General features: G+C 73.5%; 20 protein-coding genes. 16 read left to right on the forward strand and 4 right to left on the reverse strand.

The window, feature by feature from the left end; all coding sequences use genetic code 11:
• Nucleotides 1-148: 148 nt before the first annotated feature.
• The 13 genes from ACZ7JZ_RS32105 to ACZ7JZ_RS32165 all read left to right on the forward strand — a co-directional run bounded on the left by ACZ7JZ_RS32105 (nucleotide 149) and on the right by ACZ7JZ_RS32165 (nucleotide 13158).
• A complete protein-coding gene (locus ACZ7JZ_RS32105) occupies nucleotides 149-1450 on the forward strand; it encodes an MFS transporter (RefSeq protein WP_470945633.1) in 1302 nt (433 codons plus the stop codon).
• A 69-nt stretch (nucleotides 1451-1519) separates the two neighbouring features.
• Entirely contained in the window at nucleotides 1520-2881 is a 1362-nt protein-coding gene (gene pafA / locus ACZ7JZ_RS32110) for a Pup--protein ligase (RefSeq protein ID WP_470945636.1), read from the forward strand.
• A 162-nt stretch (nucleotides 2882-3043) separates the two neighbouring features.
• Nucleotides 3044-4051, forward strand: coding sequence for an FKBP-type peptidyl-prolyl cis-trans isomerase (locus ACZ7JZ_RS32115; protein WP_470945638.1), 1008 nt, complete (start codon nucleotides 3044-3046; stop codon nucleotides 4049-4051).
• Between the two features lie 42 nt (nucleotides 4052-4093).
• Nucleotides 4094-4474 carry an FKBP-type peptidyl-prolyl cis-trans isomerase gene (locus tag ACZ7JZ_RS32120; RefSeq protein ID WP_470945640.1) on the forward strand — a complete coding sequence of 127 codons (381 nt, stop codon included), beginning with the start codon at nucleotides 4094-4096 and terminating at the stop codon, nucleotides 4472-4474.
• Between the two features lie 120 nt (nucleotides 4475-4594).
• Complete coding sequence (locus ACZ7JZ_RS32125; protein ID WP_470945641.1) at nucleotides 4595-5551, forward strand: helix-turn-helix transcriptional regulator; 957 nt, start codon at nucleotides 4595-4597, stop codon at nucleotides 5549-5551.
• A 16-nt stretch (nucleotides 5552-5567) separates the two neighbouring features.
• The gene (locus ACZ7JZ_RS32130; RefSeq protein ID WP_470945644.1) at nucleotides 5568-6614 is read left to right on the forward strand and encodes a helix-turn-helix transcriptional regulator; all 1047 of its coding nucleotides are present in this window, start codon (nucleotides 5568-5570) and stop codon (nucleotides 6612-6614) included.
• A 14-nt stretch (nucleotides 6615-6628) separates the two neighbouring features.
• On the forward strand, nucleotides 6629-6910 hold the full coding sequence (locus ACZ7JZ_RS32135; protein WP_470945647.1) for a hypothetical protein: 282 nt from the start codon (nucleotides 6629-6631) through the stop codon (nucleotides 6908-6910).
• 10 nt (nucleotides 6911-6920) lie between these two features.
• Entirely contained in the window at nucleotides 6921-7136 is a 216-nt protein-coding gene (locus ACZ7JZ_RS32140; protein WP_470945650.1) for a hypothetical protein, read from the forward strand.
• Nucleotides 7137-7247: 111 nt separating this feature from the next.
• Nucleotides 7248-7538 carry a Sec-independent protein translocase subunit TatA gene (tatA, locus tag ACZ7JZ_RS32145; RefSeq protein WP_470945652.1) on the forward strand — a complete coding sequence of 97 codons (291 nt, stop codon included), beginning with the start codon at nucleotides 7248-7250 and terminating at the stop codon, nucleotides 7536-7538.
• A gap of 52 nt (nucleotides 7539-7590) precedes the next feature.
• On the forward strand, nucleotides 7591-8538 hold the full coding sequence (gene tatC, locus ACZ7JZ_RS32150; protein ID WP_470945654.1) for a twin-arginine translocase subunit TatC: 948 nt from the start codon (nucleotides 7591-7593) through the stop codon (nucleotides 8536-8538).
• Nucleotides 8539-8555: 17 nt separating this feature from the next.
• Nucleotides 8556-9500 (forward strand): diacylglycerol kinase, encoded by a 945-nt coding sequence (locus ACZ7JZ_RS32155; RefSeq protein ID WP_470945657.1) that lies wholly within the window; start codon nucleotides 8556-8558, stop codon nucleotides 9498-9500.
• Between the two features lie 45 nt (nucleotides 9501-9545).
• Nucleotides 9546-12386, forward strand: coding sequence for a DEAD/DEAH box helicase (locus tag ACZ7JZ_RS32160; RefSeq protein WP_470945660.1), 2841 nt, complete (start codon nucleotides 9546-9548; stop codon nucleotides 12384-12386).
• 112 nt (nucleotides 12387-12498) lie between these two features.
• Nucleotides 12499-13158 (forward strand): TetR/AcrR family transcriptional regulator, encoded by a 660-nt coding sequence (locus ACZ7JZ_RS32165; RefSeq protein ID WP_470945663.1) that lies wholly within the window; start codon nucleotides 12499-12501, stop codon nucleotides 13156-13158.
• Nucleotides 13159-13189: 31 nt separating this feature from the next.
• Here the strand turns inward: ACZ7JZ_RS32165 and ACZ7JZ_RS32170 are convergent, their stop codons facing one another.
• The 3 genes from ACZ7JZ_RS32170 to ACZ7JZ_RS32180 all read right to left on the reverse strand — a co-directional run bounded on the left by ACZ7JZ_RS32170 (nucleotide 13190) and on the right by ACZ7JZ_RS32180 (nucleotide 16007).
• Nucleotides 13190-14122: an RluA family pseudouridine synthase gene (locus ACZ7JZ_RS32170; RefSeq protein ID WP_470945665.1), complete on the reverse strand. Its 933-nt coding sequence runs from the start codon at nucleotides 14120-14122 to the stop codon at nucleotides 13190-13192.
• A 46-nt stretch (nucleotides 14123-14168) separates the two neighbouring features.
• Nucleotides 14169-14996 carry a siderophore-interacting protein gene (locus ACZ7JZ_RS32175; RefSeq protein ID WP_470945666.1) on the reverse strand — a complete coding sequence of 276 codons (828 nt, stop codon included), beginning with the start codon at nucleotides 14994-14996 and terminating at the stop codon, nucleotides 14169-14171.
• Nucleotides 14997-15101: 105 nt separating this feature from the next.
• A complete protein-coding gene (locus tag ACZ7JZ_RS32180) occupies nucleotides 15102-16007 on the reverse strand; it encodes a 5'-3' exonuclease (protein WP_470945754.1) in 906 nt (301 codons plus the stop codon).
• Nucleotides 16008-16238: 231 nt separating this feature from the next.
• On the opposite strand from ACZ7JZ_RS32180, the gene ACZ7JZ_RS32185 reads away from it, so the two are divergent.
• Genes ACZ7JZ_RS32185 through ACZ7JZ_RS32195 form a run of 3 tightly spaced genes read left to right on the forward strand, consistent with a single transcriptional unit; the run spans nucleotide 16239 to nucleotide 17890 of the window.
• Nucleotides 16239-16865 carry a helix-turn-helix domain-containing protein gene (locus ACZ7JZ_RS32185; protein WP_470945669.1) on the forward strand — a complete coding sequence of 209 codons (627 nt, stop codon included), beginning with the start codon at nucleotides 16239-16241 and terminating at the stop codon, nucleotides 16863-16865.
• Nucleotides 16862-17605 carry a helical backbone metal receptor gene (locus ACZ7JZ_RS32190; RefSeq protein ID WP_470945671.1) on the forward strand — a complete coding sequence of 248 codons (744 nt, stop codon included), beginning with the start codon at nucleotides 16862-16864 and terminating at the stop codon, nucleotides 17603-17605. Before ACZ7JZ_RS32185 ends, ACZ7JZ_RS32190 begins: the two co-directional genes overlap by 4 nt.
• A gap of 30 nt (nucleotides 17606-17635) precedes the next feature.
• Nucleotides 17636-17890: a hypothetical protein gene (locus ACZ7JZ_RS32195; protein ID WP_470945673.1), complete on the forward strand. Its 255-nt coding sequence runs from the start codon at nucleotides 17636-17638 to the stop codon at nucleotides 17888-17890.
• Nucleotides 17891-17922: 32 nt separating this feature from the next.
• On the opposite strand, the gene ACZ7JZ_RS32200 is transcribed toward ACZ7JZ_RS32195, so the two are convergent.
• A complete protein-coding gene (locus tag ACZ7JZ_RS32200) occupies nucleotides 17923-19065 on the reverse strand; it encodes a TDT family transporter (RefSeq protein WP_470945677.1) in 1143 nt (380 codons plus the stop codon).
• Nucleotides 19066-19113 lie beyond the last annotated feature (48 nt).

Below are 19113 nucleotides of genomic sequence, written 5' to 3' on the forward strand. Positions count from 1 at the left end.
TCACAGTGCCTCCGCTGTGGGCTGGGCGTTCCCGGGGGTTCCGGTTCTGCGGGTGTGCGGGGAGTGGACCCGCGGCTGGGGACATGGTACGTATAACGCCGGACGTTATACGTAAAACCCCCGGCTGTTCCGGGCGGAAGGGATGCTCATGGCCGCGGGATACGCGGAACTGCTCAGGACGCGGCACGCCGCCCGGCTGCTGGCGGGCACGCTGGTGGGGCGGCTGCCCACGGCCACGGCGAACATCGCGATCGTGCTGTTCATCCGGGCCGAGGGCGGCAGCTACACGCTGGCCGGAGCCCTCGCCGCCGCCTACGGTCTGGCGACGGCGGTGGGGCAGCCGCTCCTGGGCCGGGCCGTGGACCTGTACGGGCAGCCGCGCATCCAGCTGCCCGCGGCCGTGGTCTCGGCCGCGGCGATGGCGGTGCTGGCCGTGGCCGGTACGGGCCACCTGGTGCTGGCGTACGCGGCGGCGGTGGTCGCGGGGCTGTTCACGCCCCCGCTGGAGGGCGGTCTGCGGGCCCTGTGGCCCAGCGTGCTCGGCGGGCGCCAGGACAAGGTGCACGCGGCGTACGCGATGGACGCCGTGGCCCAGGAGATCATGTACACGGTCGGTCCGCTGATGGTGACCCTGCTGGTCGCCCTGTGGTCCCCGGCGGCCGCGCTGATGGTGATCAACGCGCTCGGTGTGCTGGGTGCGCTGGCCGTGGTGACCTCGGAGCCTGCCCGGGCGTGGCGTTCGGAGCCGCGCGAGGCGCACTGGCTGGGCGCGCTGCGCTCGCGGGGGCTGCTGGCGCTGCTCGCCGCCTTCTTCTTCGTGGGTTCGGCGCTGGGCTCGATCAGTGTGGCGGGTGTGGCGTACGCCGATCTGCACGGCGGCGAGGCGGTGTACGGCTGGCTGATGGCGGCGCTGGGTCTGGGTGCGCTGGTGGGCGGTGTGACGTACGGGGCCCGGCAGTGGGCGGGTCCTGCGGAGCGGCGGCTCACGGTCCTGGTGGGGCTGCTGGCGCTGGGGTACGTACCGCTGCTGCTGATCCCGGGGCCGGTGCCGATGGCCGCGCTGTGCGCTGTCGCGGGTGTGTTCCTGGCGCCTTCGCTGGCCTGTGCCTTCCTGGTGGTCGACCGGCACGCTCCGGCGGGGACGGTGACGGAGGCCTTCTCCTGGCTGGTCACCTTCTTCGGTGTGGGTGCGGCGATCGGTACGGCTGCGGCGGGTCCGGTGGTGGAAGGGGTCGGCACGGCGGCCGGGTTCGGGGTGGCGGTGGCCGGAGGGGCTGCGGCGTTCGTGGTCCTGACGGCTACTCAGCGGGCCCTGTCGGGTCCGGGGCGGGCGCAGAAGGTCGCGGGCAGCGCGCCGGGGGCGCACGCGCCGGCGGGTGCGCCGGGCGGCGCTGCGGGCTCCGCCGGGCGGGTCGCGGCCGGTCCGGAAGCGGGGGTTTCCGCGCGCTGATCTGAAAATGATCGGAACGGCGGCGTCGAACCCGGTTTGGGGACAGGGCAGAAGGCGTAATGTTCAGTCATGGACCGCCGCATTTTCGGGCTGGAGAACGAGTACGGCGTCACGTGCACGTTCAGGGGACAGCGCCGACTGTCTCCTGACGAAGTGGCGCGCTACCTCTTCCGCCGTGTCGTGTCATGGGGCCGCAGCAGCAATGTCTTCCTGCGGAACGGAGCCCGGTTGTACCTCGACGTGGGTTCACATCCGGAATATGCAACTCCCGAATGTGACAACGTGACCGAACTGGTCACGCACGACAAGGCGGGCGAGCGCATTCTGGAAGGCCTGCTCGTCGACGCAGAACGACGTCTCCACGAGGAGGGAATCGCGGGGGACGTCTATCTCTTCAAGAACAACACCGACTCGGCGGGAAACTCGTACGGCTGCCATGAGAACTACCTCGTGGCGCGGCACGGGGAATTCTCCCGGCTCGCCGACATCCTGATCCCGTTCCTCGTGACGCGGCAGCTGATCTGCGGTGCGGGAAAGGTGCTGCAGACCCCGCGCGGAGCGGTGTACTGCGTGAGCCAGCGGGCGGAGCACATCTGGGAGGGCGTCAGCTCGGCGACCACCCGCTCGCGGCCCATCATCAACACCCGCGACGAGCCGCACGCGGACGCGGAGCGCTACCGGCGGCTGCACGTGATCGTCGGTGACTCGAACATGTCCGAGACGACCATGCTGCTGAAGGTCGGGGCGACCGACCTGGTGCTGCGCATGATCGAGGCGGGCACGGTGATGCGGGACCTGACCCTGGAGAACCCGATCCGGGCCATCCGCGAGGTCAGCCACGACATCACGGGTCAGCGCAAGGTGCGGCTGGCCAGCGGACGGGAGGCCTCGGCGCTGGAGATCCAGCGGGAGTACTTCGACAAGGCCGTGGACTTCGCGGAGCGCCGCGGGATCCGTACGGGCACGGTGGCGCAGGTCCTGGAGCTGTGGGGCCGCACCCTCGACGCGGTGGATGCGGAGGACCTCGGCCGGATCGAGACCGAGATCGACTGGGTGATGAAGTACCGGCTGATCGAGCGGTACCGCGCCAAGCACAACATGACCATGTCGAATCCGCGCGTGGCGCAGATAGACCTCGCGTACCACGACATCCACCGCCGGCGGGGGCTGTACTACCTGCTGGAGCGCAAGGGCCAGGCGGCGCGGATCTGCAACGACCTCAAGATCTTCGAGGGCAAGTCGGTGCCCCCGCAGACGACGCGGGCGCGGCTGCGCGGGGACTTCATCCGGCGGGCGCAGGAGCAGCGCCGGGACTTCACGGTGGACTGGGTGCACCTGAAGCTGAACGACCAGGCGCAGCGGACCGTGCTGTGCAAGGACCCGTTCCGGTCGGTGGACGACCGGGTGGAGAAGCTGATCGCCGGAATGTGACCGGATCGTCCGGTGCCCCGCGGGGGGCCGGAGGGAGCGGCCGCTCGGGCCCCGTGCGCGTGGCGTACGGGGCCCCTGTGCTGCCCGGGGGCTTGGCGGGAGGCTACTTGGCCGTAGAGTGGCCGTGACCTACGGACCATCCCACCTACCCCGAGGACCACTGTGCGACGCCGACTTGCTGCCGCGCTCATCGTGCCGGCCCTGATGCTCACTGCGGCCTGCGGTGGGGGCGACAACGATGCCGAGAAGAAGAAGGACGATGCCGCGGCGTCGCAGTCGCCGGGCGCGGGTGCGCCCAAGCCGGTCGCCGAGGCCGAGCCGATGCCGACGGTCGCGGGTGACGCGGGCAAGAAGCCGGTGATCACGGTGCCCAAGGGCAACCCGAGCGGCAAGTTCGTGGTGAAGGTGGTCTCCGAGGGCACGGGTCCGGAGGTGAAGAAGGACGACCTGGTGGTGACGAAGTTCGCCGGCAAGGTCTGGAAGTCGGGCAAGGAGCTGCAGGGCTCGTACGACCAGGGCGGCCAGGCGCTGGTGGTCCCGGCGGGCTCGGCGAAGATCCTCCCGATGTTCAGCGACGCGGTGCTGGGCAAGAAGGCGGGCAGCCGCCTGCTGGTCGTGGCCCCGCCGGCCGCGGCCTTCGGTGCCGGCGGCAACCAGCAGCTGGGCATCTCGGGCACGGACAACCTGGTCTTCGTGATGGACCTGGAGCAGGTCATGCCGAAGATGGCCGAGGGCAAGCAGGCCCCGATCCCGTCGGACCTGCCGCAGGTCAAGGCGGACAAGCCGGAGGCCGCCGAGATCGCCGTTCCCAAGAACGACCCGCCGAAGGAGCTCGTCTCCAAGGTGCTGATCGAGGGCAAGGGCCCCGTGGTCAAGAGCGGCCAGACCGTGTACATGCAGTACAGCGGCGCCGCCTGGAAGATCAACGAGGGCAAGGCGAAGGCCACGCTGTTCGACAACTCCTGGAAGACCGGTGCGCCGTTCAGCACGGTCATCGGCCAGGGCCAGGTCATCGAGGGCTGGGACAAGGGCCTCGTCGGCAAGAAGGTCGGCGACCGCGTCCTGCTGGTGATCCCGGCGGCGCAGGCGTACAAGGACCAGGACAAGGGTCCGGAGCTGCCGGCCAACTCCACCCTGGTGTTCGTCGTCGACATCGTCGGCGCGATGTAAGACTGTTCCGGTCGACCCGACGTACATCTGAGGAGCAGTGCAGTGAGCGACAAGCTCGAGAAGCCCGAGATCGACTTCTACGAGGACGGCGTCCCCGCCGACCTGGTGATCAAGGAGATCTGGGAGGGCGACGGCGCCGAGGCCAAGGCGGGCGACTCCGTCAAGGTCCACTACGTCGGCGTGGCCCTGTCCACGGGCGAGGAGTTCGACGCCTCCTGGAACCGCGGCGCCCCGCTCCAGTTCCAGCTGGGCGCGGGCCAGGTCATCCAGGGCTGGGACAAGGGCATCCAGGGCATGAAGGTCGGCGGCCGCCGCCAGCTGGTCATCCCGGCGCACCTCGCGTACGGCGACCGCGGCGCGGGCGGCGGCGTGATCGCCCCGGGCGAGACCCTCATCTTCGTGTGCGACCTGATGGGCGTCTGATCCGGACACCCGTGATCAGTAAGGGGCCCCTGCCGGACGGCGGGGGCCCCTCGCTTTTGCCCGGACGCGCGGGGGCGGTACGGTCAACGGTCACGACTGGTTACGCGGGGAAGGGCGTCGATGGCGATTGCCAAGGCCGAGCGGCTGATGAACCTGGCACTGTGCCTGCTGGGGACCCGGCGGCCGCTCAGCAAGCGCGAGCTGCGCGGTTCCATCGAGGCGTACCTCGAAGCGGGCAACGACGACTCCTTCAACCGCATGTTCGAGCGGGACAAGGACGACCTGCGGGAGCTGGGCCTGGTCATCGAGACCGTCGAGAACCTCGACGGCGAGACCGGGTACCTGGCCCGCCGGGACCGCAACCGGCTGCCCCCGGTCTCCCTGGACGCCGAGGAGGCCGCCGCGCTGGGCCTGGCCGCGAAGGTCTGGCAGCAGGCCCGGCTCGCCGGGGCGGCCAGCGGGGCCCTGCAGAAGCTGCGCGCGGCCGGGATGCCGGAGGCGGGTGATCCGTACGGGGGCCAGCACAGTGCGATCGAGCCGCGGATCCCCGTGCACGAGGCGGCGTTCGAGCCGCTCATGCTGGCCTGCCGGGACCGGCGGCCGGTGACCTTCGACTACCGCAGGTCCAATGCGGCGCGGCCCGGGCAGCGGCAGGTGGAGCCCTGGGCGCTGGAGTGCTGGCGCGGGCAGTGGTACCTGGCCGGGTTCGACCGGGAGCGGGGTGCGGAGCGGGTGTTCCGGCTGTCGCGGATCACCGGCAAGGTGAAGTCCCGCGCGGGTGCGTACACCGCCGAGGTGCCGGACGTGGTGACGGTGCGGGAGACCGTGGCCGGGTGGGCGGGGGAGACCGCCGACCGGTCCGCGCGGATCCGGCTGCGGTCGGGTGCCGGGTACCCGCTGCGGGCCCGGGCGAGCGCCGTGCGCGAGCTGGACGGCGGCTGGGACGAGCTGGAGATCCCGTACGGGCATGGACTGGACGCCTGGCTCGTCGAGTTCGGGCCGGACGTGGTGGTGCTGGAGCCCGCGGATCTGCGGGCCGATGTGGTGGACCGGCTGCGAGCCGTGGCCAAGGGCTGAGGGGACGCGTACCAGCATGGCTGCGAATGCCATTGACCAGACCCGGCGGATGCTGTCGCTCGTGACGTACCTGCGGGAGCGCCCCGGGGCGCGGATCGCGGACGTCGCGCGCGCCTTCGGGATCACCCAGGACGAGCTGATCTCGGACCTGGACGTGCTGCCGATGTGCGGGACGAGCTTCCGCGGCGGGGACCTGCTCGACATCGACACCGACGGGGAGCGCATCTGGTGGCGCAATCCGGACGCGTCGGGGGAGTCCACGGCGGAGCCGCTGCGGCTTGCCGCCGACGAGGCCACCGCGCTGCTCGTGGCGGCGCGGGCCGTGGCCACCCTGCCGGGGCTGCGGGAGAGCGACCGGGACGCCCTGCTGCGGGCCACCGCGAAGCTGGAGGCGGCGGCCGGCGAGGCCGCGGGCGCCAGTGCGCGGCTGTCGGTGACCTTCGAGTCGGAGGGCGGGGTCTTCGCGGACGTCGACCGGGCGATCTCGGAGCGGCGCCGGCTGTGGCTGCGCTACTACTCGCCGGCGCGCGACGAGCTCACCGAGCGGACCGTGGACCCGATCCGGCTGTTCGCCGTGGGCCACACGTACCTGGAGGGCTGGTGCCACCTCTCCGAGGCGCGCCGCACCTTCCGGCTGGACCGGGTGGCGGAGATCCGGCTGCTCGACGAGCGGGCGGAGCCCCCGGCGATCGAGCCGCGGGACCTGTCCGAGGGTCTGGTGCAGCCGGCCGCCGAGGATCCGGAGGTCGTGGTCGAGGTCGGCCCCGGCGGCCGGTGGGTGGCCGAGTACTACCCGCACGACAGTGCGCGCGAGCTGCCCGACGGCGGGCTGCGGATCGTGCTGCGCACCCCGGACCCGGCCTCCCTGCGCCGGCTGGCGCTGCGCCTGGGCCGGGACGGGCGGATCACCTCCCCGCAGGAGCTGGCCGACAGCGCCCGGCAGGCGGCGCGCGAGGCGCTGGAGGCGTACGGGCGCGAGGACGCGCCCGTGGGCCCCGCGGCCGCGGCCGGGCTGCCGGGGGCGCAGGGCCAGGGGCGGGACAGGTACGAGGTCCAGGGCTGAGGGGGAGCGCGGGGATGACGGTGGGAGGCCCGGGGGTTCCGGGCAGGCCGGGTCGGCCGGGGAAGTCGGCGCTGTGCGCGGTGGGGGAGGTGCTGTTCAAGGCGGCCTGCCCGGACTGCCGGGCGCGCTTCGAGCTGGCGGCGGGGGCCCTGCGGCTGGCGATCGGCGGCAGCAGGCGCTCCACCTTCTACTCGTTCACCTGCCCCGAGTGCGGGGTGTCCGTGCGCAAGCCGGCCGGGGAGCGGATCGTGGAGCTCCTCACGGGTGGTGGCGTGCGCACCCTGCGCAGCGTCTAGGCTCGTGCCCATGCTGTGGCCGATGATCGCGATTGCGCTGGGTTTCCTCGGGCTGATGGTGCTCGCCGTCCTGGCGGTGCGGGTGTTCCTGGAGGTGCGCAGGCTCTCGCTCCAGGTGGCCGACGCCAGTGTCCGGATCGGGCGGGCGGCGGGGGAGCTGGAGGATGCGGCGGAGGGTCTGGCGCGTACGGGGGGCGCCCTGCGCCCGGGCGCTCCGCAATCCTGACGACGCCGGGGGATTGCCGGGCGTTCACACCCGCGGGTTACGATCCTTGGAGCGACTCCAGGGCAGCCGTCCGGGGGCGTGCACCAATCCTCCGTGAAAAGGAAGAGACTTATGCTTGGCAACCTCAGGGGTTGGGAGATCTTCGTCATTCTCGGGGTCATCATCCTGCTCTTCGGTGCGAAGAAGCTCCCCGACATGGCGCGCTCCCTCGGCAAGTCCGCCCGGATCCTCAAGAGCGAGGCGAAGGCGATGAAGAAGGACGACGAGGGTGCTGCGGCGGCCGGGGGTGCCCCCGCCGACCCGGCCCCGTCGTCCACCGCTCCCAAGACCATCCAGGCCGCCCCCGGCGACGTCTCCAGCGCCCGCCCGGTGAGCGAGCCGGACCGCACGACCCAGGGCTGATCCGGCACGTTCCACCCCGCTGTTGACCACTGCACGAGACAAGGGACGTGGGTTGCTCAAGTCTGCCCGCAAGCAGGAGAAGGACGTCGAGGGGCGCATGCCCCTCGCGGAGCACCTGCGTGAGCTGAGAAACCGCCTGCTGAAGTCGGTGCTGGCGATCCTCGTCGTCACCATCGTCTCGCTGTTCTTCTACCGCGAGCTGATCGACTTCATGCTGAGGCCGATGCTGGACTCGGTGGGCTGCACGGAGGGCGTGGTCCGGCAGATCAACGGGCGGCCCTGTGCGGACATGACCGTGAACGGTCTGATCGCGCCGTTCTCGATCGCCATGAAGGTGGCGCTCGCCGCCGGCGTGGTGCTCTCGGCGCCGGTGTGGCTGTACCAGCTGTGGGCCTTCGTCGCCCCGGGTCTGCACGGGCACGAGAAGAAGTACGCGATCAGCTTCGTCGTGGTCGGTGCCCCGCTGTTCATGTCGGGTGCGGTCCTCGCGTACAACATCCTTCCGCAGACCGCGGAGATCCTGCTCGACTTCACGCCCGAGCACGCCCGCAACCTGCTGCCGGTCGACGACTACCTCGACCTGGTCAGCCGCCTGATCGTGGTCTTCGGCCTGGCCTTCGAGCTGCCGCTGCTGCTGGTCCTGCTCAACTTCACCGGGGTGCTCACCGGCAGGCGGATGGCGGGCTGGTGGCGCGGGTTCGTGCTGGGCATCACGCTGTTCTCGGCCTTCGCCACGCCCACCGGCGACCCGCCGACCATGCTGGCCCTGGCCGCGCCGATCATCGCCCTGTACTTCATCGCGGTGGGGATCTGCCTGCTGAACGACCGCCGCAGGCGGCGCAGGGACCCCGACGCGGAGCTCGGCGACGACGAGGCCTCGGAGCTGGACCTCACCCCGGCGGCGCTCGGCGGGATCGAGCCCGTGCCCGCCCCGGCGGCGCTCCCCGAGCAGGCCGACGGCGGCCGGTCCCGCGCTACCGGTTACGACGACGCGACCTGACGGGTAGTGTCCGGGCGGTGACCTCGGAGATCACCCTTTTCGTCAATCCCACCGCGGGCCGCGGCCGGGGCGCGCACGCCGCGCAGCCGGCCGCTTCCGCATTGCGGGCGGCCGGCTTCTCGGTGCGCAGCGTCGTCGGCACGGACGCGGTCGATGCGCGGCGGCGGCTGGAGGAGGCGGTCGCGGGCGGTACCGGTGCGGTGGTCGCCGTGGGCGGGGACGGCATGGTCTCGCTGGCCCTCCAGGTGCTCGCCGGGACCCTGGTCCCGCTGGGCGTGGTGGCCGTCGGCACCGGCAACGACTTCGCCCGCGCCCTGGGCCTGCCCGTCGGGGACCCGGCGGCCGCGGGCCGGCTGGCGGCCGGGGCGCTGAAGGGGGCGTGGGTGCGCGAGGTGGACCTGGGCCGGGTCCGCACGGGCGCGCCGGGGGCCGCGGAGCGCTGGTACGGGACGGTGCTGTGCTCGGGCTTCGACTCGCGGGTCAACGACCGCGGCAACCGGATGCGGCTGCCCGCGGGCCGGTTCAAGTACGACCTGGCGATCCTGGCCGAGCTGGCCGCCTTCCGGCCGTTCCCGTACCGGATCGAGCTGGACGGCCGGGTGGTCGAGACCGAGGCCGCGCTGGTCGCGGTGGGCAACGGCAGCTCGTACGGCGGGGGGATGCGGATCTGCGCGGACGCGCGGACCGACGACGGGCTGTTCGACGTGACGGTGGTCGGGGACTGCAGCCGGGCCACGCTGCTGAGGGTGTTCCCGCGCGTGTACAAGGGCACGCACCTGTCCCATCCGAAGGTGACCGTGTACCGGGCGGCCCGGGTGCGGCTGGAGGCGCCGGGGATCACGGCGTACGCCGACGGGGAGCCGCTGGGGGCTCTGCCGGTGGACGCGCAGTGCGTGCCCGGGGCGGTGCGGGTGCTGACGGGTCCGCCCGGGGTGCAAGCGGCCGGTGCCGGGGGTAGATAAAGATCGCGCCCGCTGTCGGAGGCGCCGGGTAGGCTCGGAGGCAAGATGACAGAGGACTTCTCCCCCGCCGAGGCGTACGCCGCCGCCCGGATCCGTGCCGCAGAGGAGGCCACTGCCCTGGCCCCCTTCCGCGAGATGTACGAGTTCGGCCTGGACCCCTTCCAGATCGAGGCGTGCCGTGCGCTGGAGGCCGGCAAGGGCGTGCTCGTGGCCGCGCCGACCGGATCCGGCAAGACGATCGTCGGCGAGTTCGCCGTGCACCTGGCCCTGGCGCAGGGCCGCAAGTGCTTCTACACCACCCCCATCAAGGCGCTGTCGAACCAGAAGTACGCCGACCTGGTCAAGCGCTACGGCGCCGACAAGGTCGGCCTGCTCACCGGCGACAACAGCGTCAACTCCGAGGCCCCGGTCGTGGTCATGACCACCGAGGTGCTGCGGAACATGCTGTACGCGGGCTCGCAGTCCCTCCTGGGACTCGGGTACGTGGTCATGGACGAGGTGCACTACCTCTCCGACCGCTTCCGCGGTGCCGTCTGGGAGGAGGTGATCATCCACCTGCCGGAGTCGGTGACCCTGGTGTCGCTCTCGGCGACGGTGTCGAACGCCGAGGAGTTCGGCGACTGGCTGGACACCGTCCGCGGGGACACCGAGGTGATCGTCTCCGAGGAGCGGCCCGTCCCGCTGTGGCAGCACGTGATGGCCGGCCGCCGGGTCTACGACCTCTTCGAGGAGGAGAGCGACCACGGGGGCCGCGGCTCCGCCCGCCGGGAGGTCAACCCCGACCTGCTGCGCATGGCGCGCATGGAGAACAGCCGCACGTACAACCCGCGCGACCGGCGCCGCGGCAAGATGGTCCGCGAGGCCGACCGGGAGCGGGAGCGCCGCTCGCGCAACCGGATCTGGACCCCGGGCCGCCCGGAGGTCATCGACCGCCTCGACAACGAGGGCCTGCTGCCCGCGATCACGTTCATCTTCAGCCGGGCCGGCTGCGAGGCCGCCGTCCAGCAGTGCCTGTACGCGGGCCTGCGGCTCAACGACGACGAGGCCCGCCTGAAGGTCCGCGAGATCGTCGAGGAGCGCACGGCGTCGATCCCCGCCGAGGACCTCCACGTGCTCGGGTACTACGAGTGGCTGGAAGGCCTGGAGCGCGGGGTCGCCGCGCACCACGCGGGCATGCTGCCCACCTTCAAGGAGGTCGTGGAGGAGCTGTTCGTCCGCGGCCTGGTCAAGGCCGTGTTCGCCACGGAGACCCTGGCGCTGGGCATCAACATGCCCGCGCGCACGGTGATCCTGGAGAAGCTGGTCAAGTGGAACGGCGAGCAGCACGCCGACATCACCCCCGGCGAGTACACGCAGCTCACCGGCCGGGCCGGGCGCCGCGGCATCGACGTCGAGGGCCACGCGGTGGTGCTGTGGCAGCGCGGGATGGACCCCGAGGCCCTGGCCGGCCTCGCCGGCACGCGCACGTACCCGCTGCGCTCCAGCTTCAAGCCCTCGTACAACATGGCCGTCAACCTGGTCCAGCAGTTCGGGCGGCACCGCTCGCGCGAGCTGCTGGAGACCTCCTTCGCCCAGTTCCAGGCGGACCGCTCGGTGGTGGGCATCTCCCGCCAGGTGCAGCGCAACGAGGAGGGCCTGGAGGGCTACCGCGAGGGCATGACCTGCCACCTGGGGGACTTCGAGGAGTACGCGCAGCTGCGCCGCGACCTCAAGGACCGGGAGACCGACCTCGCCAAGCAGGGCGCGGCGCAGCGCCGGGTGCAGGCCGCGGCCTCGCTGGAGAAGCTGAAGCCGGGCGATGTGATCCACGTGCCGACGGGCAAGTTCGCCGGGCTGGCGCTGGTGCTGGACCCGGGCGTGCCGGCGGGCCGGTCCAACGGGCACCGCGGGTACGAGTACCAGGAGGGCCCGCGCCCCCTGGTGCTGACGGCGGAGCGGCAGGTCAAGCGGCTGGCCGCGATCGACTTCCCGGTGCCCGTCGAGGCGCTGGAGCGGATGCGGATCCCGAAGTCCTTCAACGCGCGCTCGCCGCAGTCCCGCCGGGACCTGGCCTCGGCGCTGCGCACGAAGGCCGGGCACATCGTGCCGGACCGCCAGCGGCGCGGCCGGGCCGCCGCCGCGGACGACCGGCAGATCGCCCGGCTGCGGTCCGAGCTGCGGGCGCACCCCTGCCACGGCTGCGACGAGCGGGAGGACCACGCCCGCTGGGCGGAGCGCTACCACCGGCTCCAGCGGGACACCAGGCAGCTGGAGCGGCGGATCGAGGGCCGCACCAACACGATCGCGCGGACCTTCGACCGGATCCACGCCCTGCTGACCGAGCTGGACTACCTGCGCGAGGACGAGGTCACCGAGCACGGGAAGCGGCTGGCGCGGCTCTACGGCGAGCTGGACCTGCTCGCCTCGGAGTGCCTGCGGGCCGGGGTCTGGGAGGGGCTCGCCCCCGCCGAACTGGCCGCGTGCGTCTCGGCGCTGGTCTTCGAGGCGCGGCAGTCCGACGACGCCGTGGCGCCGAAGGTGCCGGGCGGGCCGGTGAAGGCCGCCCTGGCCGAGATGGTGCACATCTGGGGCCGGCTGGACGCCCTGGAGGAGCAGCACCGGATCAACGGGGCCGAGGGCGTGGGCCAGCGGGAGCCCGACCTCGGGTTCGCCTGGGCCGCGTACCAGTGGGCCTCGGGCAAGGGGCTGGACGAGGTGCTGCGCGAGGCGGAGATGCCGGCGGGCGACTTCGTGCGCTGGTGCAAGCAGGTCATCGACGTGCTCGGGCAGATCGCGGCGGCGGCCCCCGCCTCCTCCGGGGAGGCCGGCTCCACGGTCGCGCGCAACGCCCGCAAGGCCGTGGACGGGCTGCTGCGCGGGGTGGTGGCGTACAGCTCGGTGGGCTGAGGCGGGACCGGGCCCGGGGCCCGGGCCTTTGGGCCTTCCTCCGAGGAGGGGGCGGCTCCGCTCTGGTCTTCCGGCCGTGATCGCGGACGTCGCGCTGTGCGACGATCGGTTCATGGAACCAACGGGTCGTCGGGTCGGCCGTCCGCGGGCCGACCGGCGGCCGGACAGCGGGCTGTCGCCCCGGGAGGAGCTCCTGGGGGCGGCGGCCGAGCTGTTCACCGTCCGCGGGTACGCCGCGACGACCACGCGTGCCGTGGCGGGCCGGGCCGGGATGCGGCAGGCCACGATGTACCACTACTTCGGCGGCAAGGAGCAGCTGCTCGCGGAACTGCTGGAGTCGACGGTCGCGCCCTCCCTGGAGCTGGCGCGGCGGCTGCTCGCCGCGGCCGACCGGCCGGCCGGGCGCAGGCTGTGGGAGCTGTGCCGCGCCGATGTGCTGCTGCTGTGCGGCGGGCCGCACAACCCGGGGGCGCTGTACCTGCTCCCCGAGGTCCGCGGGGAGCGGTTCGCGGAGTTCCGCCGGGTGCGCGCCGAACTGAAGGGCGCCTACCGGTCCCTGCTGGCGCTGACCGCGGCGGGGGCGCGGCTGCCGCGGACGGAGCTCGACCTGCGCGCCGGCCTGGTCTTCGGGCTGGTCGAGGGGACGATCCTGATCCGCGGTGACGAACCGCTGCGGCCGCTGGCCGAGTTCGCGGACGCGGCGGCCGACGCGGCCCTGCGGATCGCGGGCCTGGGCGGGGGCCCGGCCGGGGTGGGCGTGCGGGCGGGCTGAGCCGTGCGTGCGGGCTCCGCGGGCCGGGTGCTCAGGCCGGCCAGGCCGCCAGGGTGCGGGTGCTTTCGAAGCGGCGGTCCCGGCCGGTCACCGGGTCGGTGAACTCCAGCCGCCGCGCGAGCAGTTGCAGCGGGTCGCGGTAGTCGTCGGGGGCCGGGTCGGTGACCTGCGGGTAGACCGGATCGCCGAGGATCGGCAGGCCGAGCGCGTTCATGTGCACGCGCAGCTGGTGGGTGCGGCCGGTGGCGGGGGTCAGCCGGTAGCGGCCCAGCGCGCCGCGGTGCTCGAGGAGTTCGACGCGGCTCTCGCTGTTGGGCGGGCCCGGGACCTCCGCGGCGGCGATCACCCCGCGGACCTTCTCGATGCGGCTGCGGACCGTGCGCGGCAGGGTGGCCGCGAGCTGCGGATCGTACGGGGCGAGGGCCTCGTACTCCTTGTGGACCTCCCTGCGCTGGAACAGCGCCTGGTAGGCCCCGCGGTCCTCGCGGCGGACCGTCAGCATCACCAGCCCGGCCGTCAGCCGGTCCAGCCGGTGCGCCGGGCTCAGTTCGGGCAGCTCCAGCTCCCGGCGCAGCCGGGCGAGGACGGTCTCGCGCACGTGGCTGCCGCGCGGGGTGGTGGCGAGGAAGTGCGGCTTGTCGGCCACCACGAGGTGCGCGTCGCGGTACAGGACCGCCACCCGGAAGGGCACGGGGGCCTCGGGGGCCGGCTCCCGGTGGAACCACAGGTTCCCGCCGGGGACGTACGGGTCGCCGGCCGCCACGGGCCGGCCCTGCTCCCCGAACACCTCGCCCCGCTCCAGCAGCCCGACCACGGCCAGGGCGCCGGGCCCGCCGCTGTAGCGCTCGGCGAGGTACCCGCCGACGGTCTCCCACGTGCCGTCCGGCGGCAGGCGCAGGCGGACGGGGTCGATGCCGTCCCGCTGGGGGAGGGGCGAGGGGGGCGGTGCGGTGCGGCGTCTCACCGCACCACCCTAAGTCCGCCGCGGGAGCGGTCCCGGCCCTGCGGGCTCAGGACTCCTGCTCGGCCTCCACCGCGGCGTTCCACTCCTGCTTGATCGAGCGCCAGCCCTCGTCGGTCTGGCCCGCCCGCCAATAGCCCGAGACCGACAGCCGCTCCCGCGGGATCCCGCGCTCCAGGCGCAGGAAGCGGCGCAGGTCGCGGACGAAACCGGCCTCGCCGTGGACGAACACGTGCGGGGTGCCGGCCGGGAACTCCAGCGAGGTGACGGCCTCGACCAGTGCCTCGCCCACCGGGCGGCCGCCCCGGTGCAGCCAGACCGGGCCGTCCCCGTCCGGGGTGATGATCTTGACCTCGTCCTGCTCCCCGTCCACCTCGACGAAGGCGTGGACGGTGGCGCCGGCCGGGATGCGCTCCATGGCCGCGGCGATGGCGGGCAGCGCGGACTCGTCGCCCGCCAGGAGGTGCCAGTCGGCCTCCGGGTCCGGGGCGTACCCGCCGCCGGGGCCGAGGAAGTAGACGTGCTCGCCGGGCTGGACGCGGGCGGCCCAGGGGCCGCCGATGCCCTCGTCGCCGTGGACGACGAAGTCGACGCTGAGCTCCCGGTGGGCCGGGTCCCAGCTGCGGACGGTGTAGGCGCGGTTGCGCGGCCACTGGTCGCGCGGGAAGTCCGCGCGGATCTGCTCCATGTCCCAGGGCTCGGGGTAGACGGCGCCCTCGGCCGCGAAGAGGATCTTGATGTAGTGGTCGGTGTACTCGCCCGCGTCGAAACCGGCCAGCTCCTCACCGCCCAGCACCACACGCACCATGTGCCGCGTGAGCCGCTCGGTGCGCACGACTACGGCGGTGCCGACCTTGCGGGCGGGTCCTTCAGCCACGACGTCTCCCTGATCCCCTGATGTGCAGGACGACCGGCGGGCGCGCAGCCATGCGGGTGCTCCGCGCCGCCCGGTCAACCACTTAGGCAAGCCTAAGTTAGCACTTCAGGAGCCGAGAGTGGAGATCAGCCTGCCGACGGCTCCGCCCAGACCCCAGCGCCGGGCCAGCTCGTCGAGGGCCGCCGGATCGGCCGGGGAGGCCGGCAGCGCCGGGTCGAAGGGGGCCAGGGGGACGTCCGAGGCCACGCGGACCACCTTCGGGGCCACCGCCACGTACGCCCGCGCCTCGTCCAGCTTCCGGCGCTGCGAGGGGGTGAGCTTCGCCGCCGGGTCGTCCACGGCGGCCATGATCCCGTCCAGGCTCCCGAAGGCGTCGAGCAGCTTCGCCGCCGTCTTCTCGCCGATGCCCGGGACCCCCGGCAGGCCGTCGCTCGGGTCCCCGCGCAGCAGCGCCAGGTCCACGTAACCGGGCCCGTCCACCCCGTACTTCTCGCGGAGCACGGCTTCGTCCGTCAGCTGGAGCGTGCCCACCCCCTTCAGGGGGTAGAGCACCCGCACCCCGCGGGCGTCGTCCACGAGCTGGTACAGGTCCCGGTCGCCCGTGACGATGTCCACCGGGCCCCGGGCCCGGGTCGCCAGCGTGCCGATCACGTCGTCCGCCTCGTACCCCTCCGCGCCGACGCGCGCAATGCCGAAGGCGTCCAGCACGGCCTCGATCACCGGGACCTGCGGGCCCAGCGTGTCCGGGGTCTCCTCCTCGTCCGGGCCCGAGGGGGACTCCACCGCCACGCGGTGCGCCTTGTACGTCGGGATCAGCTCGACCCGCCAGTGCGGCCGCCAGTCGGCGTCCATGCAGGCCACGAGATCGTCCGGGCGGTGGTCCTGGACCAGCCGGCCGATGAAGTCGAGGAGCCCGCGCACGGCGTTGACCGGAGTGCCGTCGGGTGCGCGGACGGAGTCCGGCACGCCGAAGTACGCGCGGTAGTAGAGGGAGGCGGTGTCGAGGAGCATCAGGCGTCGGGTCACGCTGACGATGATGCCTCACCCCACCGACAGTGACGGGCCGTGCACGGCAGGGGCGGCAGGCCATACACGGGAAGGGCTCCGGAGGCGGGAGTTCCGGACGACTTCGCCACCGGGTGCGGGCCGGGTGGGCCGTGGGCGCGAAACCTGGACCCGAAGCTGCGTAAGGTGCTTACAGCACACCGATGTGCGATCGGACAAGGGGAGGGCAGCCCCGCCATGGACGCCAGGGAAGACCGGGTACGCCGCGAGGACAGCGACGAGAAGCAGAAGGACCGGGAGAAGGACGCGAAGGAGCCGCTCCGGGTCGGCACGGCGGTGCGCAAGCGGCGCCGGGCCCTGCAGCTCACCCTCGCCGCGGTCTCGGCGCGCAGCGGCCTGTCGGTCCCCTTCCTCAGCCAGATAGAGAACGAGCGGGCCCGGCCCAGCATGCGCTCCCTGGAGCGGGTCGCGGCCGCCCTGGAGACCACCGCCGTCGAACTGCTCGCCGCCTCCGACACCACGCGCACGGTCGACCTGGTCCGCGCCGGGGACTCCGGCCCCGGCACCGTCGAGGGTGTCCGCGCCCTGGTCCGCGGCCACCACCAGCTGCACGCCTTGGAGTTCACCGGCGAGCAGGACGCCGGCCGCGAGTACCAGCACCGCAACGACGAGCTGATGTACGTGGTCGCCGGGGCCTGCCAGGTCGAGGCCGAGGGCCGGGCCCACCGCCTGGAGAGCGGGGACGCGCTCTTCCTCTCGGGCGGGGTGCGCCACCGCTGGCGGGCCGTGTCCGAGGACACCCGCATCCTCGTCGTGGCCGTCGGCGACCACATCGCCGCGACCGCCGAACCCCCCGGCCGGTGACCCGCCGCGGCCCGCGGGTGGTCTCGCTGGTCCCCTCGCTGACGGAGGCCGTGGCCGCCACGGCCCCCGAACTGCTGGTGGGCGCCACCGACTGGTGCACCCACCCGACGGGCCTGGACGCCGTACGCATCGGCGGGACCAAGAACCCCGACGTGCGGGCCGTCACCGCCCTGCGCCCCGGGCTCGTCCTCGCCAACGAGGAGGAGAACCGGCCCGCCGACCTCGCGGCGCTGCGGGCCGCGGGCCTGGAGGTGCTGGTCACCGAGGTGCGGAGCCTGCCGCAGGCCTTCCGGGAGCTGGAGCGGGTCCTCGTCCGCGGCTGCGGGCTGCCCCGGCCCGGCTGGCTGGCGGAGGCGGAGGCCGCCTGGGCGGGGCTGCCCGGCCCGGCGGACCGGCCGGGCGGGCTGCGCACGGCCTTCGTGCCCGTGTGGCGGCGGCCCTGGATGGTGCTGGGCCGCGACACCTTCGCGGGGGACCTGCTGGCCCGCCTGGGCGTGCGCAACGCGTACGCGGGCCATGCCGAGCGGTACCCGCGGGTGCCCGCGGCCGAACTGGCCGCCGCGGGCTGCGATCTGGCGGTGCTGCCCGACGAGCCGTACGCCTTCGCCGCGGACGACGGCCCCGAGGCCTTCCCCGGGATCCCCGCCGCCCTCGTCAGCGGCCGCCACCTGACCTGGTACGGGCCCTCGCTGACCGAGGCCCCGGCGGTACTCGGCGCCGCACTGGACGCGGCCCGCTGAGGCCCGCGGGGCCTTCCGTAGGGTGGCTGCGTGAAGGTGAACGCGAACACGAACACGAATACGGGCACGAGCGTGCACACGGGCGCAGGCGCGCATACGCGGCTCCCGGCCGCCCGCCGCCGGATCGCGGCCGCGCTGCTGCTGGGGGCTGCCGTGCTGGGGGCCGCGGGCTGCGCCCCGGATCCCGCCGGCTCCTCCGGCCCCGCGGAGCCCGCCCCCTCGCTGAGCGGCGTACCGCACGAGGCCTGGAACCTGGAGGACCCGCCCGGGCCGTCGGCCGGCTGAGGCGGGTCCTGTCCGGGGGGCGGTGCCCTCCCTCAGGCGGCGGTGCGGGCGGGGGCGGGGGCGGCGAGCAGCCGGCCGGCGGCCAGTCCGCGCAGGGTGTGGAAGGCGGCGGTCAGCCAGGCGGCGACCAGGGCGGCGAACAGGGCCGCGGCCAGCCACTGGAAGGCGGTGAGCCCGGTGTGCCGGGCCAGGCCCTCGGCGCCGGTGACGCAGGTGCCGACGGGGAAGGTGAAGGCCCACCAGGTCATCGCGAAGCCCATGCCGGAGCGGGCGGCGCGCACGACCATGGCCACGGCCAGCGCGGCCCACAGCAGGGCGAAGCCGATGACGGGCACGCCGTAGATCACGGCGAAGGCGCCCAGTCCCTCGGCGTAGGGGCTCCCGATGGACGCGGCGGCCTGGTCGGCGAGCTGGTTGACGGCGGTGACCGACTGGCCCATGGGGCCCAGGACCAGGAACAGGGTGGGGGTCAGCGCCAGGGGCAGGGGGCCGCTGACGATCAGCCGTCCGAAGATCATGGGCAGCATCAGCAGGGTGGCCAGCAGGCTGATCCCGAACATGGCGTAGCAGGCGAGCAGCAGGGCCTCGCGGGCCTGTCCGGCGGGCAGGTGGGGGATGAGCAGGGGGCCCACGGCCGCGGAGACCATGGGGGCGACCACGGGCAGCAGCCAGACGGGGCTGGCCGAGGAGGCCTCGACCCTGTGCCGGACGACCATCAGGTAGGGGACGGCCACGGCGGCGGCGAGTCCGACGGCGGTGCCCGCGGTGAACAGCACCGCGTCCGCGGCCAGCGCCGCCCGGGGGCCTATGACCTCGCTGCCGACGGTCAGGGTGCCCGCGCCGACCGCGAGGAGGGCCATGGACAGGCAGCCGTAGAAGGGGGCGACGGCGGGGTCGAGCAGGTGGGCGCGGGCCTGGTCGCGGTGGTGCAGCCAGTGGCCGGCGCGGGCGGTGAGGAGCACGGCGAGGGCGAGGGCGGACAGGGCCCAGACGGCCTCGCAGGCCCCGCGCAGGCCCGGGAGGGAGTACGGGAGGGAGGCGCCGGCGTTGGCGACGATGGCCGTGCCCATCACGGAGGCGTACCAGTTGGGGCCGAGGTGGCGCAGGGCCGGCAGGCGGCGGGTGCCGGTGCCGGTGGTGCGGGCGGGGGTGAGGGGCTGTACGAGGGAGGCCATGGACCCAGGTTCCGCCCGGCGGGAACCGGCCAGTAGAGCTGATCTTCC

The sequence above is a fragment of the Streptomyces sp. NPDC038213 genome, assembly GCF_055600495.1.

Bases quoted from the DNA above. Each gene is read 5' to 3' on its own strand.
- ACZ7JZ_RS32105 (WP_470945633.1), top strand. From the start codon at position 149: ATGGCCGCGGGATACGCGGAACTGCTCAGGACGCGGCACGCCGCCCGG.
- pafA (WP_470945636.1), top strand. From the start codon at position 1,520: ATGGACCGCCGCATTTTCGGGCTGGAGAACGAGTACGGCGTCACGTGC.
- ACZ7JZ_RS32125 (WP_470945641.1), top strand. From the start codon at position 4,595: ATGGCGATTGCCAAGGCCGAGCGGCTGATGAACCTGGCACTGTGCCTG.
- ACZ7JZ_RS32130 (WP_470945644.1), top strand. From the start codon at position 5,568: ATGGCTGCGAATGCCATTGACCAGACCCGGCGGATGCTGTCGCTCGTG.
- ACZ7JZ_RS32135 (WP_470945647.1), top strand. From the start codon at position 6,629: ATGACGGTGGGAGGCCCGGGGGTTCCGGGCAGGCCGGGTCGGCCGGGG.
- ACZ7JZ_RS32140 (WP_470945650.1), top strand. From the start codon at position 6,921: ATGCTGTGGCCGATGATCGCGATTGCGCTGGGTTTCCTCGGGCTGATG.
- tatA (WP_470945652.1), top strand. From the start codon at position 7,248: ATGCTTGGCAACCTCAGGGGTTGGGAGATCTTCGTCATTCTCGGGGTC.
- ACZ7JZ_RS32160 (WP_470945660.1), top strand. From the start codon at position 9,546: ATGACAGAGGACTTCTCCCCCGCCGAGGCGTACGCCGCCGCCCGGATC.
- ACZ7JZ_RS32165 (WP_470945663.1), top strand. From the start codon at position 12,499: ATGGAACCAACGGGTCGTCGGGTCGGCCGTCCGCGGGCCGACCGGCGG.
- ACZ7JZ_RS32180 (WP_470945754.1), bottom strand. From the start codon at position 16,007: ATGCTCCTCGACACCGCCTCCCTCTACTACCGCGCGTACTTCGGCGTG.
- ACZ7JZ_RS32185 (WP_470945669.1), top strand. From the start codon at position 16,239: ATGGACGCCAGGGAAGACCGGGTACGCCGCGAGGACAGCGACGAGAAG.
- ACZ7JZ_RS32200 (WP_470945677.1), bottom strand. From the start codon at position 19,065: ATGGCCTCCCTCGTACAGCCCCTCACCCCCGCCCGCACCACCGGCACC.